At 60.2% G+C, this 20,412-nt stretch carries 15 protein-coding genes and 1 rRNA gene; 7 read left to right on the top strand and 9 right to left on the bottom strand.

What is annotated here, in order from left to right; translation table 11 throughout:
• Positions 1–231 precede the first annotated feature (231 nt).
• Both rrf and gluQRS read right to left on the bottom strand, forming a co-directional pair.
• Positions 232–346 (bottom strand): 5S ribosomal RNA (gene rrf, locus BMZ40_RS02125).
• A gap of 176 nt (positions 347–522) precedes the next feature.
• On the bottom strand, positions 523–1,518 hold the full coding sequence (gluQRS, locus tag BMZ40_RS02120; protein WP_092372467.1) for a tRNA glutamyl-Q(34) synthetase GluQRS: 996 nt from the start codon (positions 1,516–1,518) through the stop codon (positions 523–525).
• Positions 1,519–1,657: 139 nt separating this feature from the next.
• Between gluQRS and BMZ40_RS02115 the strand changes: the two genes are divergently transcribed.
• A complete protein-coding gene (locus BMZ40_RS02115) occupies positions 1,658–3,607 on the top strand; it encodes a molybdopterin-dependent oxidoreductase (protein ID WP_092372490.1) in 1,950 nt (649 codons plus the stop codon).
• A gap of 10 nt (positions 3,608–3,617) precedes the next feature.
• Here the strand turns inward: BMZ40_RS02115 and BMZ40_RS02110 are convergent, their stop codons facing one another.
• The 3 genes from BMZ40_RS02110 to BMZ40_RS02100 all read right to left on the bottom strand — a co-directional run bounded on the left by BMZ40_RS02110 (position 3,618) and on the right by BMZ40_RS02100 (position 7,305).
• Positions 3,618–6,176, bottom strand: a complete 2,559-nt coding sequence (locus BMZ40_RS02110) for a cobyric acid synthase (RefSeq protein WP_092372466.1) — start codon at positions 6,174–6,176, stop codon at positions 3,618–3,620.
• Positions 6,177–6,178: 2 nt separating this feature from the next.
• Positions 6,179–6,622 (bottom strand): alanyl-tRNA editing protein, encoded by a 444-nt coding sequence (locus BMZ40_RS02105; protein ID WP_092372465.1) that lies wholly within the window; start codon positions 6,620–6,622, stop codon positions 6,179–6,181.
• A 65-nt stretch (positions 6,623–6,687) separates the two neighbouring features.
• On the bottom strand, positions 6,688–7,305 hold the full coding sequence (locus tag BMZ40_RS02100) for a LysE/ArgO family amino acid transporter (RefSeq protein WP_092372464.1): 618 nt from the start codon (positions 7,303–7,305) through the stop codon (positions 6,688–6,690).
• A gap of 91 nt (positions 7,306–7,396) precedes the next feature.
• Between BMZ40_RS02100 and BMZ40_RS02095 the strand changes: the two genes are divergently transcribed.
• Positions 7,397–8,362: a LysR family transcriptional regulator ArgP gene (locus BMZ40_RS02095; protein WP_092372463.1), complete on the top strand. Its 966-nt coding sequence runs from the start codon at positions 7,397–7,399 to the stop codon at positions 8,360–8,362.
• On the opposite strand, the gene BMZ40_RS02090 is transcribed toward BMZ40_RS02095, so the two are convergent.
• A complete protein-coding gene (locus BMZ40_RS02090) occupies positions 8,247–11,297 on the bottom strand; it encodes a PEP/pyruvate-binding domain-containing protein (protein ID WP_143075505.1) in 3,051 nt (1,016 codons plus the stop codon). The two genes, BMZ40_RS02095 and BMZ40_RS02090, sit on opposite strands and share 116 nt — an antisense overlap.
• A gap of 192 nt (positions 11,298–11,489) precedes the next feature.
• Here BMZ40_RS02090 and BMZ40_RS02085 point away from each other — a divergent pair, with 192 nt between their 5' ends.
• From BMZ40_RS02085 to BMZ40_RS02070, 4 genes are read left to right on the top strand one after another with little or no spacing between them, the layout of a single operon-like run.
• Positions 11,490–12,923, top strand: coding sequence for a circularly permuted type 2 ATP-grasp protein (locus BMZ40_RS02085; RefSeq protein ID WP_092372462.1), 1,434 nt, complete (start codon positions 11,490–11,492; stop codon positions 12,921–12,923).
• Positions 12,924–12,939: 16 nt separating this feature from the next.
• Positions 12,940–13,917: an alpha-E domain-containing protein gene (locus tag BMZ40_RS02080; RefSeq protein WP_092372461.1), complete on the top strand. Its 978-nt coding sequence runs from the start codon at positions 12,940–12,942 to the stop codon at positions 13,915–13,917.
• On the top strand, positions 13,914–14,672 hold the full coding sequence (locus BMZ40_RS02075; RefSeq protein WP_092372460.1) for a proteasome-type protease: 759 nt from the start codon (positions 13,914–13,916) through the stop codon (positions 14,670–14,672). Before BMZ40_RS02080 ends, BMZ40_RS02075 begins: the two co-directional genes overlap by 4 nt.
• A 3-nt stretch (positions 14,673–14,675) precedes the next feature.
• Positions 14,676–15,536 carry a transglutaminase family protein gene (locus tag BMZ40_RS02070; protein ID WP_092372459.1) on the top strand — a complete coding sequence of 287 codons (861 nt, stop codon included), beginning with the start codon at positions 14,676–14,678 and terminating at the stop codon, positions 15,534–15,536.
• Between the two features lie 43 nt (positions 15,537–15,579).
• On the opposite strand, the gene gdhA is transcribed toward BMZ40_RS02070, so the two are convergent.
• A complete protein-coding gene (gdhA, locus tag BMZ40_RS02065) occupies positions 15,580–16,926 on the bottom strand; it encodes an NADP-specific glutamate dehydrogenase (protein ID WP_177192977.1) in 1,347 nt (448 codons plus the stop codon).
• A 407-nt stretch (positions 16,927–17,333) separates the two neighbouring features.
• A complete protein-coding gene (locus BMZ40_RS02060) occupies positions 17,334–17,561 on the bottom strand; it encodes a hypothetical protein (RefSeq protein ID WP_092372457.1) in 228 nt (75 codons plus the stop codon).
• A 40-nt stretch (positions 17,562–17,601) separates the two neighbouring features.
• Between BMZ40_RS02060 and BMZ40_RS02055 the strand changes: the two genes are divergently transcribed.
• Positions 17,602–19,734 carry an acetate--CoA ligase family protein gene (locus tag BMZ40_RS02055; protein ID WP_092372489.1) on the top strand — a complete coding sequence of 711 codons (2,133 nt, stop codon included), beginning with the start codon at positions 17,602–17,604 and terminating at the stop codon, positions 19,732–19,734.
• Positions 19,735–19,822: 88 nt separating this feature from the next.
• Here BMZ40_RS02055 and msrA read toward each other — a convergent pair whose 3' ends face one another.
• Positions 19,823–20,359 (bottom strand): peptide-methionine (S)-S-oxide reductase MsrA, encoded by a 537-nt coding sequence (msrA, locus tag BMZ40_RS02050; RefSeq protein WP_245751001.1) that lies wholly within the window; start codon positions 20,357–20,359, stop codon positions 19,823–19,825.
• Positions 20,360–20,412: the final 53 nt, after the last annotated feature.

Here is a 20,412-nt window from a genome sequence, read left to right as displayed (position 1 = left end):
TCTATTTGCTCCAACTCGCTATTTATTTGTCAAAGATCCTTTAGCCTTCCGGCAAGAGGAAACGTCTCTATCGACTCCCTCATCCACCGTCAAGCGCTTTCTTCAAGCTTTTTCAAATTTCCTTCGCGAAGCGTTCTTCGCAAAGGCAGGGTTAATCTTCTAACCCCGCTGTCTTCAAAAGGTCAATCATTTTTTTAATGACTTTCCAACCAAGAGAAGAGAAAAAAAAGGTCCTGGCGACGACCTACTTTCCCACAAGTGAACTTGCAGTATCATCGGCGCTGGAGGTCTTAACTTCCGAGTTCGGAATGGAATCGGGTGGTTCCCCTCCGCCGTGGTCACCAGGACGAAATATATGAAAATATCAATGAACTTTGCTTTGTCCGGAAGAGGCGTTCCTCATCGCGGAAGAAGCCTCTATGTGAACTCGTCGACGCCCGTCAACTAAAAATCCACACTTTTATAAAATTAATTGACTCCATTCCGCCGACAGCATCCTTTCTACCTGAAATAAAAGACTTTTCACGAGATCCGTTTCAATACGATTTCGACCTGATCCTGCAAGACCACGGGTCCCTGGGGGATCTTCCCCCATGCAAATTCAGAGACGACCTCCGTTGGCGCCACCGCGACGCCCTCGGGCAGCAAGCCTGCCAGATGTCCCAGATACCCCGCGACAGCCCGCGGCGATATCCCCATCTCACGCAACGCGCGCAACTCAAGCGATTGATGGCGCTTGGCCAGACGCACACCCTCATGATCAAGCAGCAAGGGCACGTGGGCATAGCGCGGAACCGGCGCTTGCAAAAGATCAAAGAGAAAGATCTGGCGCGGCGTACACGGCAGGATGTCCGCACCCCGGACCACCAGATTGATGCATTGATCCACGTCATCCATGGCCACTGCCAGTTGATAGGCTATGACCCCGTCTGATCGGCGCAGCGGAAAGTCCCCACCACACTGCGCCCAATCCAGACGAACCTCGCCATGCAGCAAATCATCGAAGCGAGTCTCCCCCGCGCCATGCAGACGCAGTGCCGGGCGCCTGCCCTGCGCCTCCCGCTCCCTGCGTGCGTCAGCACCAAGCCCCAGACAGGTGCCCGGATATACCGGCCCGGCATCCTCGAGATGCGGCGCCGATGCCATGGTCTTGAGTTCCTTGCGCGTACAGTAGCACGGATAGGTGCGGCCAAGGCGTGTCAGCGCCTCAATGACCTCCGCATAGCGCTCCATGCGCTCTTGCTGCGTGTAAGGAGCATACGGGCCGCCGAGATCCGGCCCCTCGTCCCAGTCCAGGCCGAGCCACGCCAGATCGCGCATGATCTCCTCGGCAAAGTGCGGGCGCGAACGCTCCGGGTCGATATCCTCCATGCGCAGCACTAGCCGTCCTCCGGCAGAGCGCACCGCCAGCCAGCACAGCAGGAAGGACCAGGCGTTGCCGAGATGAAGATGGCCGGTCGGGCTGGGGGCAAGGCGCCCACGGACAGGTGTTTCGAGATCAAGAGCAAAGGGTTTCATGGCCGTCTTGGGGAGCACGGGGGATGACAATTGTCAAGCGGGCCGGCCCCAGGTTGACGACGCCGTGCATGTGGCGGAATATGTCGCACGCCCTGAAAAACAGGATGCAACCCTTCAACATCTTCACCCCCTTTACATAATGAATGAAACGATCGTGACCACCTGCACCAGAGACTGCCCCAACACCTGCGGCCTTCTGGCCGAAATACGCGACGGCCGTCTGGTCGCCCTGAAGGGTGATCCCGGACACCCCGTTACCAAGGGCCTGACTTGCGTAAAGGCGGCGCGGTACATCAAGCGGATCTACAGTCCGGAGCGCATCACCCAGCCGCTGATCCGCGACCGGCGCTCGCTTCCGTGGAGGACGGCCGGATGGGACGAAGTGCTGGACACTGTCGCCAGCCGTTTGAAGTCCATCGCAGCGGAGTCCGGGCCCGAGGCCATTCTTTACTATCAGGGATACGGGGAACGTACGGCCCTGAAGCTCCTTAACCGCTACTTCTTCAATCTTTTGGGAGGAGTGACCACGCCGGTGGGGTCGCTGTGCGGCGGAACGGGACAGAGCGCCCAGGACCTCGATTTTGGCAGGCGGGTGTCCCATGATCCTCTGGACCACGCCAACAGCAAATCCATGATTCTATGGGGACGCAACCCCGTCTCCACCAACATCAGCCTCGTCCCCGTCATCCGCGAGATCCGGCAGCGCGGCGGCAGGGTCGTGCTCATCGATCCGGTGTCCAGCAGATCGGCGGCCCTCGCCGACAGGCACATCGCACCCAGGCCCGGCTCCGACGCCTTTCTGGCCATGGCCGTGGCCAAGCTCATCCTGGCCCGGGAGGCCGAAGACCGCGACTTCATGGAAAACCATGCGCTGGGCGCAAACGCATACCTGGGCATTCTAGCCCGGCACAGCGTGGAAGAATTGTGCGCGCGCTGCGACACAGCCGTGGAAGATGCACACTTCCTGGCCGAAACCTTCATGCTCCAAAAACCCACGGCCACTTTGCTTGGCTGGGGCATGCACCGTCACAGGGAAGCCCACCTGTCCATCCGGGCCATAGACGCCCTCGCCGCCATCAGCGGCAACATCGGCGTCTCCGGCGGCGGAGTCAGCCAGGGCTTCGAGGAATATGGCCCCTTCGACCAGAAATTCTGGGGCGACGACCTGAACCCGCCGCGACGCACCCTGCTCCTGCCTCGCATCGCAGAAGAGATCATGAGCGCCCGCGATCCTGAAATCCGCATGATATATGTCACGGCCGCCAACCCCGTGTGCATGGCCCCGAACACGGCCAAAACGATCGCCGCGTTCCGGCACGCCGAATTCGTGGTCTATTCCGGGCATTTTCTGGACGACACCGCCGACCAGGCCCACGTCTTTCTGCCAGCCACGACGTTTCTGGAAGAAGAGGACGTCATGGCCAGCTACGGGCACAACCATGTCGGGCCCGTCAACCGGGCCATCGCGCCCATGGGCGAATGCAAAAGCGAGTTCCGGATGTTTCACGACCTGGCCGGACGCTTTGATTTTGCCGATCGTTTCCAGCGCAGCGTCACGGACTGGCTGCACGACCTCTGCGCGCCCATCCGGGAACAGGGATGCTCCATGGCGGACCTGCGAAAAAAGGCCTTCCGCCTGGACGCTCCCATGGTCCCCTTTGCGGACAAAAGCTTCCCCACGCCTTCGGGCAGGTTTCAATTCATGACCGAGTTCAGGCCCGATGACCTCGACCGCCGCGATCCCGCATACCCCTACAGGCTGCTGACCATCGCCCCCCACGGGTTCATCTGCTCCGAGCGAACCCTCGCCGAACACGATCCTCTGCCCGTGGTCATCCTGGCCGTGGAGGAGGCGCACCGCCTGTGTCTTGAAAATGGAGAAGAAGTGCTGGTGGAAAGCCGGAATGGAGCAGTCCGGGCAAAACTTGAAGTGAAGGCCGGGCAGCGGCGAGACATTCTGGTGTCTGAACGCGGGGGCTGGCTCAAAGCCGGGCACGGCCTGAACCGGCTGACCCGGGACATTTCAAGCACCGTTGGACGCGGCACGCCCTACTACGAGACAAGCGTGCGCGTCCTGAAAAGCGATTGAGCAGGCACCATCAATCCAGAAGGCGATAAATCCGCTCCATGTCGAGACTCCCGCGCACCACCGAAGCCAGGCGATCCAGCGCGGCTTCAAGATCGTAGGCCACTTGCACCGATTTCAGGGGATCGAGGCCCTTGCGCCTCCGCAGACGATCCAGAAAGAAGCGCCGGAACCCATCAGCATCAAAGACTCCGTGCAGATAGGTACCCCAGACCATGCCGTCGGCCCGGCTCCATCCAATCACGGTTCCGTCGGCGCGGGTCATGAGCGGCTCGACCTGCCCATCGAGCACACACGTGCGCCCGTGATGGATCTCATACCCGCGAATCGTTTCCCCTGAAGCCGGATGCACGCAGCTCGCCTGGCACAGAACCTTGTCCACCGCCATCTGCGTTGCCAAAGGCAAAAAGCCCAAGGGACGGGCGCACGCCCCCGCGCTTTCGACACTGGATGGATCCGTGATGGCTGTTCCGAGCATTTGCAGCCCACCACAGATTCCAACAATTTCGGCACGGCTGGCCAGAACCGCCCCAGCCATGCCCGAACTCCAAAGATAATCCAGATCCGCGAACACATTGCGCGAACCCGGGAGAATGATCGCGTCGGCCCCGTCCAGATCCCGTGGTGTGCGCGCAATGCGCAGGTCCACATCCGGTTCAAGGCCCAGCGCATCGAGATCCGTGAAATTGGAAATATGCGGCAGGTCCACAGCCACGACGCGAAGTTCGGACTGCCTGCCAAGCGGCCGAGCCTCCTTGAAACTGACCGAATCCTCCTCGGGCAAGCCCAGATTCGGCAGAAACGGCACCACACCCAACGTCGGGACTCCGGTGAAACGACGCACATAGTCGATGGCGTCCCCGAGCAGATCCTGTCTGCCCCGGAAGCGGTTGACGACAAACCCCGCCACCAACGCCCGCTCCCATTCCTCCATGACCTCCATGGTGCCGACAAACGAGGCGAACACCCCGCCCCGGTCGATGTCTCCGGCCAGCAGCACCTTGGCCCCGGCATGGAGGGCCATGCGCATATTGACCACGTCATGGGACTTGAGGTTGACCTCGGCCGGACTGCCCGCGCCTTCCAGCACCATGACCTGGGCCTGTGCGGCGAGTTCTTCGTAAGCCCTGGTGATGGTTTCAAAAATTTGCGGCTTGAAGCGGATGTACTGGCCCACGCTCATGTTGCCCACGGGCTTGCCGAGCACGATGACCTGCGAACCCGTCTCCGAATTGGGCTTCAGAAGCACCGGATTCATGCGCACGTCCGGCTCCATCCGGCAGGCCTGGGCCTGCAGAACCTGAGCCCGGCCCATTTCCCCGCCACCGCGAGTGACAAAGGAATTGAGCGACATGTTCTGGGCCTTGAACGGAGCCACGGCCAGTCCGTCCTGCAAGAAAATCCGGCACAGGGCCGCCGTGAGGACCGACTTCCCCGCGTTGGACGAAAGCCCTTGCAGCATGATCGCAGGAGTTTTGCGCACGACCCGACTGCGGGACCGGGCCGGTTCGAAAATCTCTGAAAGAGCGTTGACCAGACGCTCGTTTTCCTCGGTGCCGCGCACGGCCACCCGAAAATAACGGGCATCGAGTCCTTCATAATTGGCGCAGTTGCGGATCAGGATGCGATTCTTGGCAAGCATTTCCTGCAAGGCAAAGGCGTCCGGGTGCTCATTGCGGCAGAGCAGATAGTTGGCGCTGCCCGGAAAAACTTTGAGCCCAAGGCCCACAAGATCAGCTTCCAGACGAGTGCGCAGAGCCTGCACCGCATCCATGGAGCGCTCGGCGTAGGCGTCGTCACGCAGAGCCTCCTCGCCCACGGCCTGGGCCAGCGCGTTGACGCTCCAGTCCGGCAGCAGGGCCGAAATCGCCGCGCATATCTCCGCGCCGCCATACCCAAGGCCCAGACGCAGCCCGGGCACGGCGTAGAATTTGGTCAGGGAATGCAGGACAAAGAGATTGGGGCGAATCGCCGCGCCCAGCCGGAAAAGGCGCGGGACAAAATCGGCGAAAGCCTCGTCGACAAGAAAAAAACTCTTCGGATGCCGATCGGCCAAATCCAGGATGCGCTCAGGTTCGAGCAGGGTTCCGGCCGGATTGCCGGGCTGCCCCAGAATGGCCAGGGCCCGCTCCTGAAGCAAATCATCAAGCCCTGACCAATCCATGGCGAAGCCATTCTCGGGGCGCAGAACCAGAGTTTGGCAGGAAATTCCGGCGGCCGCGCACGCCCGTCCATAATCTCCGTAACAGGGCACGGGCAAAACGGCGCGCTCAATTCCAAGAGAGGCACAGACCCTGGGCAGGGCGTAAAGCAGTTCCGACGAACCATTGCCCGCGACCACATTGAGGGGCTGTACATCCATGCGCGAGGCGGCTATCCGGCGCAGCCCGTCTGCCCGTGGTTCGGGATAATGGGCGGTCCCGGCCAGGGCACGAGCCACAACGGGGCGCAGCCATGCGGGCGGCCCCAGAGGGTTGATGTTGGCCGAAAAGTCCAGGATGTCTTCCGGTGCGCAATCAAGCGACGCGGCCATGAAGCGGATATTGCCGCCGTGTGAGGGGAGATTCGCCATGATCAGGCGTTTTTTCCGAGCTTGAAGCGCAGTCTGAGCACCCCGTTCTCAAATGAATGCGTGGTCAGCCGGAACGTACCCAGCGCGCCGGTACGGTCCACATGCTCGCCGATGCACGGGCATGCATCGTAATCCCCGATGTAGATGATGCGCAATTCCTCGGACGCGTCTTCCGGCAGGCGTTCCAGATTGAAGCGGACCTCGGCCTCGGTGCGGGACATGGCCTGGGCGAAGACCGGCAAGTCGTCGCCGATGACGGCGTTCACCCTTGCCTCCACGTCCCGGGCCTCGGCCTCGGTCAGATCGCGATCATAATGATAGTCGCACTTGGCCTTGTCCGGGTTCACATGCGCGGAAAAACACCGCCCACAGGCAAAAAGCCGGTCCATGGTCTGATTGAGAATGTGCTCCGCCGTGTGCATGCGCGGATCGTAATTTTTGGCCATCGTTCCTCCGATGGGAGGTTGATAGCCGGGGGACGGTGCGGGGTAAAGAGTTCAGACACCCCAAATCAGGCCGCAAAAACGGACGCCACCAGCGATGCGGCCACGCCCCACATGGTCAGGCCCACCAAAACGTCGAGCACGGCCCATGATCTGGGATGCCGAAAAAAAGGCAGCAACAGGCGCGCACCAAGACCCAGGGCGAGAAACCAGAGCAGGGAGGCCGTGACCGCGCCCGCGCCGAAGAAAAACCGCTGCGCCTCAGGATAGCGCCCACCGATGGAGCCAAGCAGGAGTACGGTATCAAGGTAGACGTGCGGATTGAGGAACGTCACGGCGAGGGTCGCGACCACCGTGGCCCCAAGCCCCATCCGCGCCCGTTCCTGGGCTTCGAGACTTCCCGAGCGCATGGCCGAGCGAAAGGATCGCAGCCCGTACCAGAAAAGAAAGGCCACCCCGAGCCAGGTTGCCCAAACCGCCAGCGCCTCGCTGTGCGCCAAGACAATTCCCATGCCCGACAGTCCAAGGGTTATGAGCAGGGCGTCGCTCAAGGCGCAGATGAGCGCCACGGTGAGATGATGGTTGCGGGTCAGACCCCGGTTGAGCACAAAGGCATTTTGTGCGCCGATGGCGATAATGAGTCCGGCGCCTGTTCCCAGACCCTGCAAAAATGGCGTGAAAATCATCAGGTTCCCCTTGTGTTACGTTGAACCGGGGAATAATCGAGGAGGAGTCATAAGGAAAACGAATAATTTTATTGAGCCATAAGAAAAACTAATGATAGATACCAAACACCTTCAGGCCCTGGCCGCTGTCATCACCGAGCAAAGCTTTGAAAAGGCCGCCCGCTCGCTCTTTCTGACCCAGTCCGCGATTTCCCAACGCATCCGGCAGCTTGAGGAACACGTGGGCCAAATGCTCGTGGTGCGCTCGGTGCCGATCCGGCCCACAGCCGCAGGCATGGCCGTGCTGCGCCACTTCCGACAACTTTCCGTCCTGGAAGAGTCGCTCTTCGAGGAATTGGCCCCGGGAGAAAACAGCACTACGGCGACCGTGACCCTGGCCGTCAACGCCGACAGCCTGGACAACTGGTTCCTGCGCAGCATTCCCGACATCCTCGCGGAAGAAAACGTGCTTCTTGATCTCGTGGTGGACGACCAGTCCGTGACCCACGCCTATCTGCGCTCGGGGGAAGTCCAAGGCGCCATCACCTCGACCCCGGCGAATTTTCAGGGGCTGCTCACCCACGACCTTGGCGACATGGAATACCTGTGCGTGGCCACGCCCGCGTTCAGATCGCGCCACTGCCCACATGGTTTCGACCGGCAGGCCGCGGACACCGCACCGATCGTCATCTTCAACCACAAGGACGCGCTGCAGCACGAATTTCTGCGCCAGCACTTCGGTGAGGAAATCACCCCGCCCGCGCACGTCATGCCGTCCAACATCAGCTTTCAGGGACTCATACTCCAGGGCGGAGCGTACGGCATGGTCTCCAGCATCCTGGCCGAGCCGTATCTTAGACGCGGTGAACTGGTCGATCTGACACCGGGAGAAACCTTGCGCGTCCCACACTTCTATCAGTGCTGGAGCCTGCAGAGCAGCCTTTCACGGCGCATCGCCGAAATCATAGTGCGCACTGCCCGGGCGAACCTGATCCCCCGGAGCCCAGCGTGCAGCATCCAGCGCCCTGCGGCGCCGGGTCCTGTTCACGCCCCTGCCCCGCCCCGTTTCCGGGAGTGATCGCGCAGTGCGAGCTGCGGCCATCTACCTTGATGATCATTGGTGACGGCAGGCGCACGTGAACCACATGCTCCTCCCTGGCCACGACGTCATGCCCCTCCAGCCATTCCCAATCGAAACGCTCGCCCGCCTTGCCCGACATCATAATGTAATTGATCCCGAGAGTGGTGATGTTGTGAAAAAAGTGGGAGCCTTGGGACGGTTCCACGCGCAACTGCGCCGAAGCGGTCTCGACGATGGCCGAGACTCCGCAGATGTCGTTCCAGGCCACGGGAATGCCCAGCCAGCGATCCGCCGTGCCCCATCGCCCGGGGCCTACCAGCAGATATTTGCGCCCCTCGGCCATGAGCGCGGCATTGATGCGCCCAATCTCTCCTGCGATCTGCATGGTTTTTTCGACCTCGAAAGTGTCTGGCCGCACAAAGACGATATCGTGTACGTCGGTCTTCTCGGCGTTGCCCAGCGCGTGAGTGGACAGGCAAAAGGCACGCTCGCGGTCATGCTCGGTGATGGTGACCCGATTGAGATCCGCCCGGGCGGACATGGGCCGTAACTGAAGCAGGGAGAACACGGGGCGATGCTGCTTGTCCTGGTGCAGCTTGCAGGCGAATTCGATCTCCACGGGGCAGCCCATGGCCGATTCCGCTATTCCGAGGACGTCGGCCAGGATCTCCGCCAGAGGCAGGATCTTGTGCTTCAATACCGGGGCAAAAAGGAGAACACGCGGCCGATCGGGGATGGACGCGGTATCGCGGATGCGTCCCTCCTCCGGCAGAAAGGTTGAAGCCACCAGCGCCAGGGGACCTTCCTCCTCGGCTTCGGTGATGTTGCGACGGGCAAGGGAAAAATCCGTGCGCGCCCAGGGCCAATGTTCCAGGGGCAGGCTGTAGAATTCGGTCTGCGCCGTGCGCAAGGCCAGCTCCACGGTCGGACATTGGGGCAGGATGTTTGGATATCTTGGCGAAAAACGCAGAGTCTGTCCGCCGTCGACCACAATCTTGCCGAACCCGAAAGCGATGGTGGCCACCCCGTCCTCGGGCTTCATGCGCCCGAAAGGATAATAATTGTAGGACTGCGCCACTCCGGAAATGGCCGGATAGAAATACCCGCCATAATCGTCCCCGATGACCTGCTGCACCAGCACGCCCATCTTCTCCTCGTCGGTGCGCTGACTGACCCGGCGCGAAAAGGCCTTGGGCGCCTGATAGAACGTGGAGGCGTAGACCTGCTTGATGGCCAGGATCAATTCCTGAAGGCGCACATTCGGGTCGGGATGATTGTTGGGGACCATGATCGTGGAGTATAGTCCGGCATAGGCCTGATACTGGGCGTCTTCAAGGAGGCTTGACGAACGCACGGCCAGAGGATGGCGAACCTGGGCGAGGTAGGCTTTAAGCTGATGGCTGAGCCACTTGGGAAAGCGGGCCTTTTCAACGATCTTCAAGACCTCGTCGTCCGCGAGATCCGTGCCAGACAAATACTCAAGGTTGTTGATCTTTACAAAGGAATCAAACCCTTCCGTCGAAATGCCCAACGTCTTGGGCATGAAAAAATCCACTCCGGGATATTTTACCGCCAGGGCCGGAAGCCTGTTCAGGATGGAAAACAGAAACGCCAACCCGCGCGCCTTGCCACCCATGGAGCCCTGGCCGATCTTGAAGAAGTCCGTGGTCGGGTCGAAATCCTTGGAGTTGAAATTGGCCACAATGCCCTTCTGTCGCTGCTGCCGTCTGTCCCGGATCATCTCGGTGACCCCGCGCCGCAGGAGCTCCGGTGAAGCGAAATCGGACTCGCTCATGGGCCGCAGACGGTTGGCCAGCTCAAATTCGGTACGCGCAAAAAACCAGCGCGAAAAATCATTGTGGCGGGAATGATGAACCAGGGCCTCGGCCGGAATGGTTTTTAGCCGCTCCTCCAGCGCATAGAGACTCCCGGCCCGGGAGATCTCCTCGCCCTCCGGACCACGAAAGATGAAATCACCGAACCCCAGACGTTCCAGAACGAAAGCGCGCACATCCCCGAGCAGGCTGGGGGAGTTCTTGTCCACGAAACTGGCCGGAATCTCCCTGGCTCTGCGAGCGTTGTCCGGTTCGTTGCTCATCAGGAGCAGCGGGATGTCAAAACGCTGCGCCTTGATGGCGCCAAGCAGATCAACGCCGGCCGAGGCGTCGAGCTTGCCGCCACGGGGAAAGCGCACATCGGAAAGCACTCCCAGCACATACGGCTCGAATTTTTGGAACAGGGCCAGCGCATCCTCGTAGTTGTCGGCCAGGAGAATCTTGGGTCGGCAGCGCATGGTCAGCAGACGGTGTTCCTGGTTGAGTCCTTCGCGGATGACGTCCTGGGTCTGGACGACCAGCTCGCGGTACAGAATGGGCAACAGACAGGACTGATAGCGGGGAGAATCCTCGACCACGATGATGACCCGGATGCCGACGCTGACCGTGTCGAAGTCCACGTTCATGGCGTCCTCGGTGTTCTTGACCAGGGCGACCAGAAGATCGGCGTTGCCGGTCCACACAAACTGGCGATCTATGCCCTCGGCCGGGCTCTCACCGGGCAGAAAGACCTCGCGATGCGTCAGGAGATAGACCGGGATGCCAAGCCCGAGTTCCTTGATCTTCTGCCCCAGGATCAAGGCCTCGCGCTCGGCCAGCTGCGGCATGAGAATGACCAGCTCGAACGGGCTCTGCCGCAGGATGGCCAAGGCCTCCTCGGCGCCTGAGGCCCAGGTCAGGCGCGGCGGCCGACTCAGGTTCAATCCCTGATACTCGGACACGATGCGCTCGGAGAGCTTGCAATCCTCCTCCATGACCCAGGCGTCGTAGGCCGTGGACACAAGCAGAATATTCTGGACTTTCCTGGCCATGAGATCATGGAATTTTCTGAATTCCGAATCCTGGGCCACAAGTTGCAAGGACGGCGTGAGGGACATGTCTGTCTCCGGTGAAAACTGTGCGATGGGACTTTGAGTCTATGCAATTACCCCGCCCTTAGGCAACGCGACGGAGGCCTGAAATACGGAGAGACATCACGTGAGAATTTTTGTTTTCAGGCACGTATTTGTTTAAACTCTTGGCGCGGGACCACATAAATTTTACAATGATGTCAAAACCGGAGGCTGCTTATGAAATTCACCGGCTATGATCTTGGGCCTTTTCATGACGAAATGTTCTCAGCCCCCGGCGTTCCCCGCGACGGCACGAAGCTTCTGGTCGACAAAATCGAGTCGCTGCCCGAAGGAGAACTGTTCAGGCGACAGCAACAGGCCGAGCAGGCTCTCTACGATCTCGGCATCACGTTCACGGTCTATGGACACGAGCAGGGCACGGAAAAGATATTCCCCTTCGACGTGGTGCCTCGTGTCATTGAAGCCAATGACTGGGATAATGTCGAGATAGGCCTCAAGCAGCGCATTTTCGCCCTGAATCTTTTTCTGGACGACATCTACCACAACCAGAAGATCATAAAAGACGGGGTCATCCCGCGCGAAATCATCGAGACGGCCGAGGGCTTTCTCCCGGCCTGCATGGGCATAAATCCACCTCACGGAATCTGGTGCCACGTCACGGGCACGGACTTGGTGCGCGACGAAACCGGAACCTTCTTCGTTCTTGAGGACAACCTGCGCTGCCCGTCCGGGGTGTCCTACGTGCTGGCCAACCGAAGTCTCATGAAGCGGACCCTGCCCGAAGTTTTTGCGGCCTCGCGGGTTCGCCCCGTGGACGACTATCCGGCCAAACTCCTCAATCTCCTGCTGCGCATGGCCCCCAGGAGCGACTCGCAGCCCTGCGTGGTCCTGCTCACCCCCGGGATCTACAACTCCGCCTATTTCGAGCATTCCTTCCTCGCGCTGCAGACAGGCATCGAACTGGTCCAGAATCAGGACTTGGTTGTCGAGAACAATTTCGTCTACATGCGCACGACCAAAGGGCTCAAGAAGGTGGATGTCATCTATCGCCGCCTGAACGACGATTACCTCGACCCGCTGGTCTTCAGACCGGAGTCGCTGCTGGGCGTGCCGGGCATCATGGGCGCCTTCCGCGCGGGCAATGTCTGCCTCGCAAACGCGCCGGGCACGGGCGTGGCCGACGACAAGGTTGTCTATGCCTATGTGCCGGAAATCATCCGCTACTACCTGGGAGAAGAAGCGTTCATCCCCAACGTCCCCACCTATCTTTGCTGGCGCAAGGAAGACCGGGCCTTTGTGCTGGACAATCTTGAGACCATGGTCGTCAAGGCGGCGAACGAATCCGGCGGTTACGGCATGCTGGTCGGTCCGGCCTCTACCAAGGCCGAACGCGAGGATTTTGCAGGACGCATCAAAGCCAGGCCGCGCAACTACATCGCCCAGCCCGCACTCATGCTCTCCCGAGCCCCGGTCATCGTCGGCGATCATTTCGAGGGCCGGCACGTGGATTTGCGGCCCTACATCCTTCATGGCGGAGACGTGCAGGTCATCCCCGGCGGCCTGACCAGGGTGGCCCTCAAGAAAGGCTCGCTGGTGGTCAACTCCTCCCAGGGCGGCGGCAGCAAGGACACCTGGGTCCTCAAACACTAACTCCAAGGACACGCCCATGCTTTCACGCGTTGCAAGCGCCATCTACTGGATGAGCAGATATCTGGAGCGGGCCGGGAACCTGGCCCGCGTGGTCGAAGTCAACTGGCATCTGACCCTTGACTTGCAGGAATCCGAGAGCGGTGAATGGAAATCCCTCATCGAAGCCAGCGGAGACCAGTCGATTTTTCAGGAACGATACGGTTATTACGACGCAGCCTCGGTCATTACTTTTCTGAGCTTCGACCGCGACTACCCCAACTCCATCGCGTCCTGCCTCTGGGCGGCCCGGGAGAACGCCCGCGCCATCCGAGAGGTCATCCCGTACGAGATGTGGAACTATATCAATATATTCTACCATCTCGTTCATGACGCCTCGACCCGCCCCCTGCAGGTGGTCGAGAACCCGTTTACGTTCTGCCAGGAGATCAAGATGCGGGATTTCATCCTCGGCGGAATCGCGGCGGATGCCATGATCGAGGACGAAGCCTGGCATTTCGCACGGCTCGGACGCCTCTTGGAACGCTGTGACAAGACATCCCGCATCCTGGATGTCAGCTTCCACCATCTCCTGGAAGGCCCAGGCGGCACGCAGCAACAGGGCGACTCCATCCACTGGATGGCACTGCTTCGCGCCACCAGCGCCTTCAACGCCTTCCGGCGCTGCCGGGGACGCATCTCACCCGAAAAGGTGGCGGACTTTCTTCTTTTCGATCATCATTTTTCACGATCCATACTTTACGGACTCACGCATGCCCAAGCCTCCCTGCACGCCATCACGGGAACAAGGCTGAATTTTTTCACATGCGAGAGCGAACGCCTTTTGGGCCAACTCTGCGCGGACCTTTCCTACTTGACCATTGAAGACGTTTTCGCGCAGGGTCTGCATCGTTTCACGGACCGTTTGCAAACCCGCATGAATGCGGTCGACGCCCGCCTGGGGATCGAATTTTTCGGTTACGCGGCGCATGGACCGGAAACAAGGATGGAACAATGACCTTTTGTCTCGGCATAACGGTGGAAGACGGGCTGGTCGGTCTGGCGGACACCCGCATCACTGCAGGCAATGAAATGACCACGGCGCAGAAACTGAGCACTTATGAAACCCAGAGCGGAGCGGTCTTCTTCATGACCTCCGGCCTGCGCTCCCTGCGTGACAAGGTGGCCACCTACTTCGAGGAGGCGCTGGAATCCGGGCCGCCTCCGGACAAGCTCTACAAGGCCGTAAACCTCTTTGCCGACCTCGTCCGGCGCGTGGCCAAGGAAGACAAGGAATATCTCGACGCCTCGGGGCTGCAGTTCAACATCCACACCATCATGGGCGGACAGTTCTCGGCCGACGCCACGCACAAGCTGTTCCTGATCTACCCACAGGGCAACTGGGTGGAGATCACCTCCGGCACGCCCTACCATATCATTGGAGAAACCGGGTACGGCAAGCCGGTCCTTGATCGCACCCTCAAGCACGCGGACTCCATCCATTTTGCCCTCAAGGTCGGCTGTCTGGCTTTCGATTCGACTCGCATCAGCGCCGCCGACGTGGATTTCCCCCTTGATGTAGTGGTCTATTCCAAGGGATCCTTTTCGCTCATCGAACACCGCTTCGAGCAGAATGATCTGGCGCACATCTCCACCTGGTGGCAGGAGCGCCTGCGCGCGGGCGTCCACGCGCTGCCTTCGGAATGGATCGATGCCATCGCGGCCAGCCTTTCCCCCAGCAGCCGCAAGCTGCACTCCAAAACCGAGGATTGAGCGATGCGCATCCGGGTGGAGCACGAAACCAGTTATCGCTTCAGCGGGCCCGTCTTCCTTGAGCCGCATCTGATCCGGCTCAAGCCCCGGCAAGATGCCGGGCAGATGCTTGAAGATTTCAGCCTCAAGGTCAGCCCCGATCCGGCTGGCCAGTGCGAAATCCTTGATGCGTGCGGCAACGCCGCCCACTGGCTGTGGTTTGAGGGCATGTGGGAGGAACTGCTGATCCGTACGGAATTCACGGCTCGAACTCTGCGCGACAACCCCTTCGACTATCTGCTGCACCCGTGCGCATTCACACTCCCTCTTGATCTACCCGCCCTTGAACGCGAAGCCCTGCTGCCGTCTCTTGGGTCCGGCAGCCCTTCAACGCGCGGCCTTGCCAGGAAATTCATGGCCGAGGCAGGTGGCGACAGCATCCAATTCTTGAACCGCCTCAATGCCTGGATCTATCAGAACATTACAATCATCCCCCGACTCGAACCAGGCATCTTTACCACGGAGACCACGCTGCTGCATGGCCGCGGCGCTTGCCGCGATGTCAGCCTCGTCTTCATGGAGGTCTGCCGGGGGGCGGGGATCCCCGCCCGGTACGTCTCCGGCTACCAGATCGGCGACCCCGGTCAAACCGAGCGCGACCTGCACGCGTATCCGGAAGTCTATCTCCCCGGAGCGGGCTGGCGCGGCTACGATCCCACTCTCGGACTTACGGTCGTCGGAGGCCATCTTGCCCTCTGCGCCGCCTCCGAACCGGAGCTGACCGCTCCTATAACCGGCACGTACAGAGGCAACGCAACAAACGAACTTCTCCACAAAATCCACCTTGAAACCATACCTGAGAAACAAACGGCTGACCCTCTTTAGAGGATCAGCCGCAACGAACAAATCAAGCAATTTTCCGCCTACATCAGACCACACCCTGATCCAGCATGGCGTCGGCCACTTTCACGAATCCGGCGATATTGGCACCCACGACATAATTGAGGGGTTTGCCGTAGACCGCCGCGGTGTCCATGCAGACCTTGTGGATGGTCTTCATGATCAGCTTCAGCCTGTCGTCCACTTCCTGCCGGGTCCAGCTCAGGCGCATGCTGTTCTGGGTCATCTCCAGGCCCGAGACCGAGACCCCGCCAGCGTTGGCGGCCTTGCCGGGGCCAAAGAGCACGCCATTGTCCAGGAAGATATGCACGCCCTCGTGCGAGGTCGGCATGTTCGCGCCCTCGGTCACGACCCGTACGCCACCCGCCACCATGTTTTCCGCATCGAGCCTGCCTATTTCGTTCTGTGTCGCGCATGGGAATGCGCATTCGGCCTTGTGCGCCCAGAGCGGATTGTACCCAAGCCCATAGTCCGCCGGAGTGAAGACGGCCTCGGGATACGCATCCACGTACTCACGCACCCGACCCCGGCGCACATTCTTGAGGTGCTTGATAAAGGCGAGCTTCTCGGGCGTGACTCCGGCTTCGTCGTAGATGTAGCCCGACGAATCCGAAAACGTGATCGGGGAGCTACCCAGCTGCAACAACTTTTCCATGGTGTACTGGGCCACGTTGCCCGATCCGGAAACCAGACTGCGTGTTCCCTCCAGCGTCTTCCCTTGGGCCGCGAGCATCTCGCCCGCGAAATAGACCGCACCGTAACCCGTGGCCTCGGGCCGGACCAGGCTGCCGCCCCAGGATGCGCCCTTGCCGGTCAGCACGCCCGTGAATTCATTTTTGAGCTTCTTGTACATGCCGAACATGAAACCCACTTCGCGCGCGCCCACGCCGATATCTCCGGCGGGCACATCCGTGTTCGGCCCGATATGCCGGAAGAGTTCGAGCATGAAGCTCTGGCAGAATCGCTGCACCTCGTTGTCGGACTTGCCCTTTGGATCGAAATCCGCGCCGCCCTTGCCCCCGCCCATGGGCAGAGTGGTCAGGGAATTCTTGAAGACCTGCTCAAAGGCCAGAAATTTGAGAATGCCGAGATTGACGGAAGGGTGGAAACGGATGCCGCCCTTGTAGGGCCCGATGGCACTGTTCATCTGAACCCGGAACCCGCGATTGACGTGGACATCTCCGTGATCGTCAACCCACGGAACCCGGAAGATGACGGCGCGCTCCGGCTCGACCATGCGTTCGACAATCCCCGCCCGGCGATACTCGGGATTGCGCTCAAGCGCCGGTTCGATGGACTCCATGACCTCCGTCACGGCCTGATGAAATTCCACTTCGCCCGGATCCCGCCGCTTGACCAGTTCAAGAATCTCCATGCTCATGAAAGTCCTCCGCGAGTAAGCTGTTGCAGGCATGTTCGGTCTGTACTCATTCGAAGCAAAAAATATAAAAACCTTGCCGCCCTTCTTCCCCCAAGCGAAGCCAAGGTCAAGGGAGTCCGGCGTTTTTTTCGCCAAAGGAGCGCTATTTCGCACAATATCTTGATTATCGGCACGTTTCCCGTAATTTCAACGGAAGCCTTGCCCAAGCCAACCCGCCACGCCGCGCTCTAAACAAACAAAAAACCGCGCCCTTCACACCAACACCGGATGGATCCCCGCCTGCGCGGGGATGACACGTCGTGATGCCGAAGGACCGAAGCATAAACGTGCCGCGTGGATTTCACAGTGTTCTTCCGGAAATTTACAGCATCGCAGTGCCGTGGCGGGTCGGGCTGGCTCGGTCAGGCGGCCTCGACTGTCTGACCGAGCCTGGCATCGTTGGCGAAATCGTTGCTGGCCGCATCGCCTCGCTCGCGCGACCTGCACCCAACGATTCCGCCGTACGAGGCCCGCGAGGGAGTTTCGAGGCGGCCTGACCGGGCCAACCCGACCCGCCGCACTCCCGGCCACACCCCGTCCCCCCCAGTCACTCCCAGGACCTTCTTGCAAAAAAACGCCGCGCCCCTCATGATGAAAATCGAAAACTACACCAGCACCTCAGGAGCCCCCATGGAACCGATACAGCTTGGATTTGAACAAAGCCGAACCCTACTGGATGCTTACGACATCCCCGTTCTGGGCCGCATGATCCGTACACTGGAACAGGCAGTGGACGCCGCCCGGGAACTCGGTTTCCCGGTGGCCATGAAAACGGTCTCTAGCCAGATCATCCACAAGACCGATCTGGGCTGCGTGCTCCTGAGCCTCAAGGATCAGACCGAGCTTGAAGCCGGATACGCCCGACTCATGGACAACGTCCGCGCCGCCGGAGTGACGGAAATCGACGGCATCCTGATCCAGCCCATGGTTAGGCCAGGTCTTGAGGTGCTCATCGGCGCCACCCAGGACGTCAGTTTCGGCCCCATGACCATGATCGGATCCGGCGGGCGTTTTGTCGAACTGCTGGGCGATGTGGCACCAGGCATCGGCATTCTGGAGGAAGGCGAGGTCATGGCCATGCTGGACAGGACCCGCGCCGGGCGCATTCTGGACGGCTTTCGCGGACCGGCCCTGGACAAACAGGCCGTCATCCGACTGGCCGTGAACGTGTCGCGATTCATGGCCGAACACCCCGAAATCCATGAGCTCGATCTGAATCCCGTCATCGTCTACGAAGAGGGCTTCGCCATTGTCGATGCCCGCCTCATTGCCGGCGAACCGGTCCATTACCCCCGTCAGACCGATGTCTCGCCGCAAAAAATGAGCAGCCTGCATACAATCTTCAATCCAAAGTCCGTGGTTTTGTACGGCGCCTCCAACACCGGCACGGTGGGCGGCATCGTACTCCAAAACCTGCGCCGCCTGGACCGCATCTATCCCATCAACCCGCGCACGGCCTCGCTGCATGGCATGCGTTGCTACCCAAGCCTTGAAAGCCTGCCCGAGGTGCCCGAGTTGGCGGTATTCGTCATCAACTCGGAAACGGTTGTCCGCGAATTCGAGAAATTCTGCGTGGCCGGAGGCAAAGGCGCCATCATCATCAGCGACGGCTTTGCCGAATCCGGACGGCGGGAGCTTGAAGAGAGGCTGCGCAACCTCAGCCTGGAGTACGGAGTCAGCTACATCGGCCCCAACTGTCTCGGGATCATCGACAATTTTTCGGGAGTGAACACCATGTTCATTCCTCCTCACCGCACGGGAGTCATCCGCGAACAGGGCGGAATCGGCATCATCTCCCAAAGCGGCGGCATCGGCATGGAGCTCATGGAGATGCTCGAAGCCGACCGGGTAGGCATGGGCAAATGGGTATCCTGCGGCAACTCCAGCAGCGTCGGCGTGGCGGAGATCCTGGCGCACATGGGACAGGACGAGCGCATCGAGGTCATCGCCATCTATCTGGAAGGGCTGTCCGAGGGGCTCAAGCTCATGGAAATCGGACGGCAGGTGGCAGCCCAAAAGCCCGTGGTCATCATCAAGGGCGGCTCGGGTGGCGGCAAGGAAGCGACCATGTCCCACACCGCATCGCTGGCGGGCAGTCACGAAGCCTTTCGGGCCTGTTGTTCCCAGGCCGGATTCTACCTCATCGAGGATCTGACCGAAGATCCGAAGATCATGGTCAACGTGCTTTCCATCCTGACCACGCAGCCCAAGGCAAGGGGCAAGCGCACGGCGGTGGTCAGTGTCGGCGGCGGCGCGGCGGTGTTGCTGGCCGATCAGATCACGGCCGAAGGCCTGGAGTTGGCCCGGTTCACCCCGCAAACCAGAAGACGCCTGCAGGACCTGCTGCGCGAAAACATCAAGGCCTCGAACCCCGATGACCTGGAGCAGATGCTTGTCAACGTCGGCAACAATCCGCTTGATCTTCTGGGCAACTGCGATGACCGCAGGCTCATCCGTGCGCTGGAGATCATCGCCGATGACCCGGACACCGACGTCATCGTGGCCGCCATCTACCTGCAGGTGCCCTACCTTTCCGAATATCTGGCCGAACGGCTGGTCGAATTCAGGCGCTCCATCGACAAACCCTTCATCGTTTCCCCACGCGGGCTGTGCACCCATGTGACCAGGTTCCGCGAATCCCTCTACGCCAAACGCTTCCACACCTACACCGTGCCGATGGTCAAACCGCTCAGCATCGCGCTGGACATCTGGGAGCGCTACGACCGCAATTTTATGAGCGAAGCCGAACTCCGGGAAGATTGAAGAGCGCTGCCACGCGTGCACAAGAAAACCCGGCCTTTGCGAATTGCAACGGCCGGGTTTTGTTTCCCGTTTTTGGTGTGTCCCTGGGCTACTTTTTGGATTCCGCTCCCCAGAGCTGCCGCAGGCGCTGATCGCGGCCACAGCCTTGGCGATAGAAATGATACCTCAGGGGATTTTTCTTGTAGTAATCCTGATGATATTCCTCGGCGGCATAAAATTCAGTTCGAGGCAAAATCTCGGTTACGATTTTGAATCCCCGAGCCGCCTCAAGCTCGGCCTTCGACGCCCGCGCGATGGATTCTTCGGCCTCGTCCGCGAAAAACACGGCAGACCTGTACTGCGGACCGCGATCACAGAACTGTCCTCCGGCATCGGTTGGATCAATGTTACGCCAAAAAACATCAAGAAGCTTCCCAAAATCGACCAGCTCCGGATCATATTTCACCCGCATGGCCTCAATGTGCCCGCTGGTTCCGGACGAAACCTGTTCGTAGGTCGGATTCGGGAGCTGTCCGCCCGTGTATCCCGACTCTGTTCCCAAGACACCGGGCAGAGCGTCAAAGGGTCCTTCAAGACACCAGAAACATCCGCCCGCGAATACGGCCTCTTTTGTCTGTGCAGCCACGTTACCTCCTAACAAGCCTAAAATCAGAAGGGCCAAAATCAATGATTTTCCCA

Source organism: Desulfomicrobium apsheronum (assembly GCF_900114115.1).
GTDB lineage: Bacteria > Desulfobacterota > Desulfovibrionia > Desulfovibrionales > Desulfomicrobiaceae > Desulfomicrobium > Desulfomicrobium apsheronum.
The sequence above is the reverse complement of the archived record's forward strand: the minus strand, read 5'-3'. Positions and strand labels throughout refer to the sequence as shown.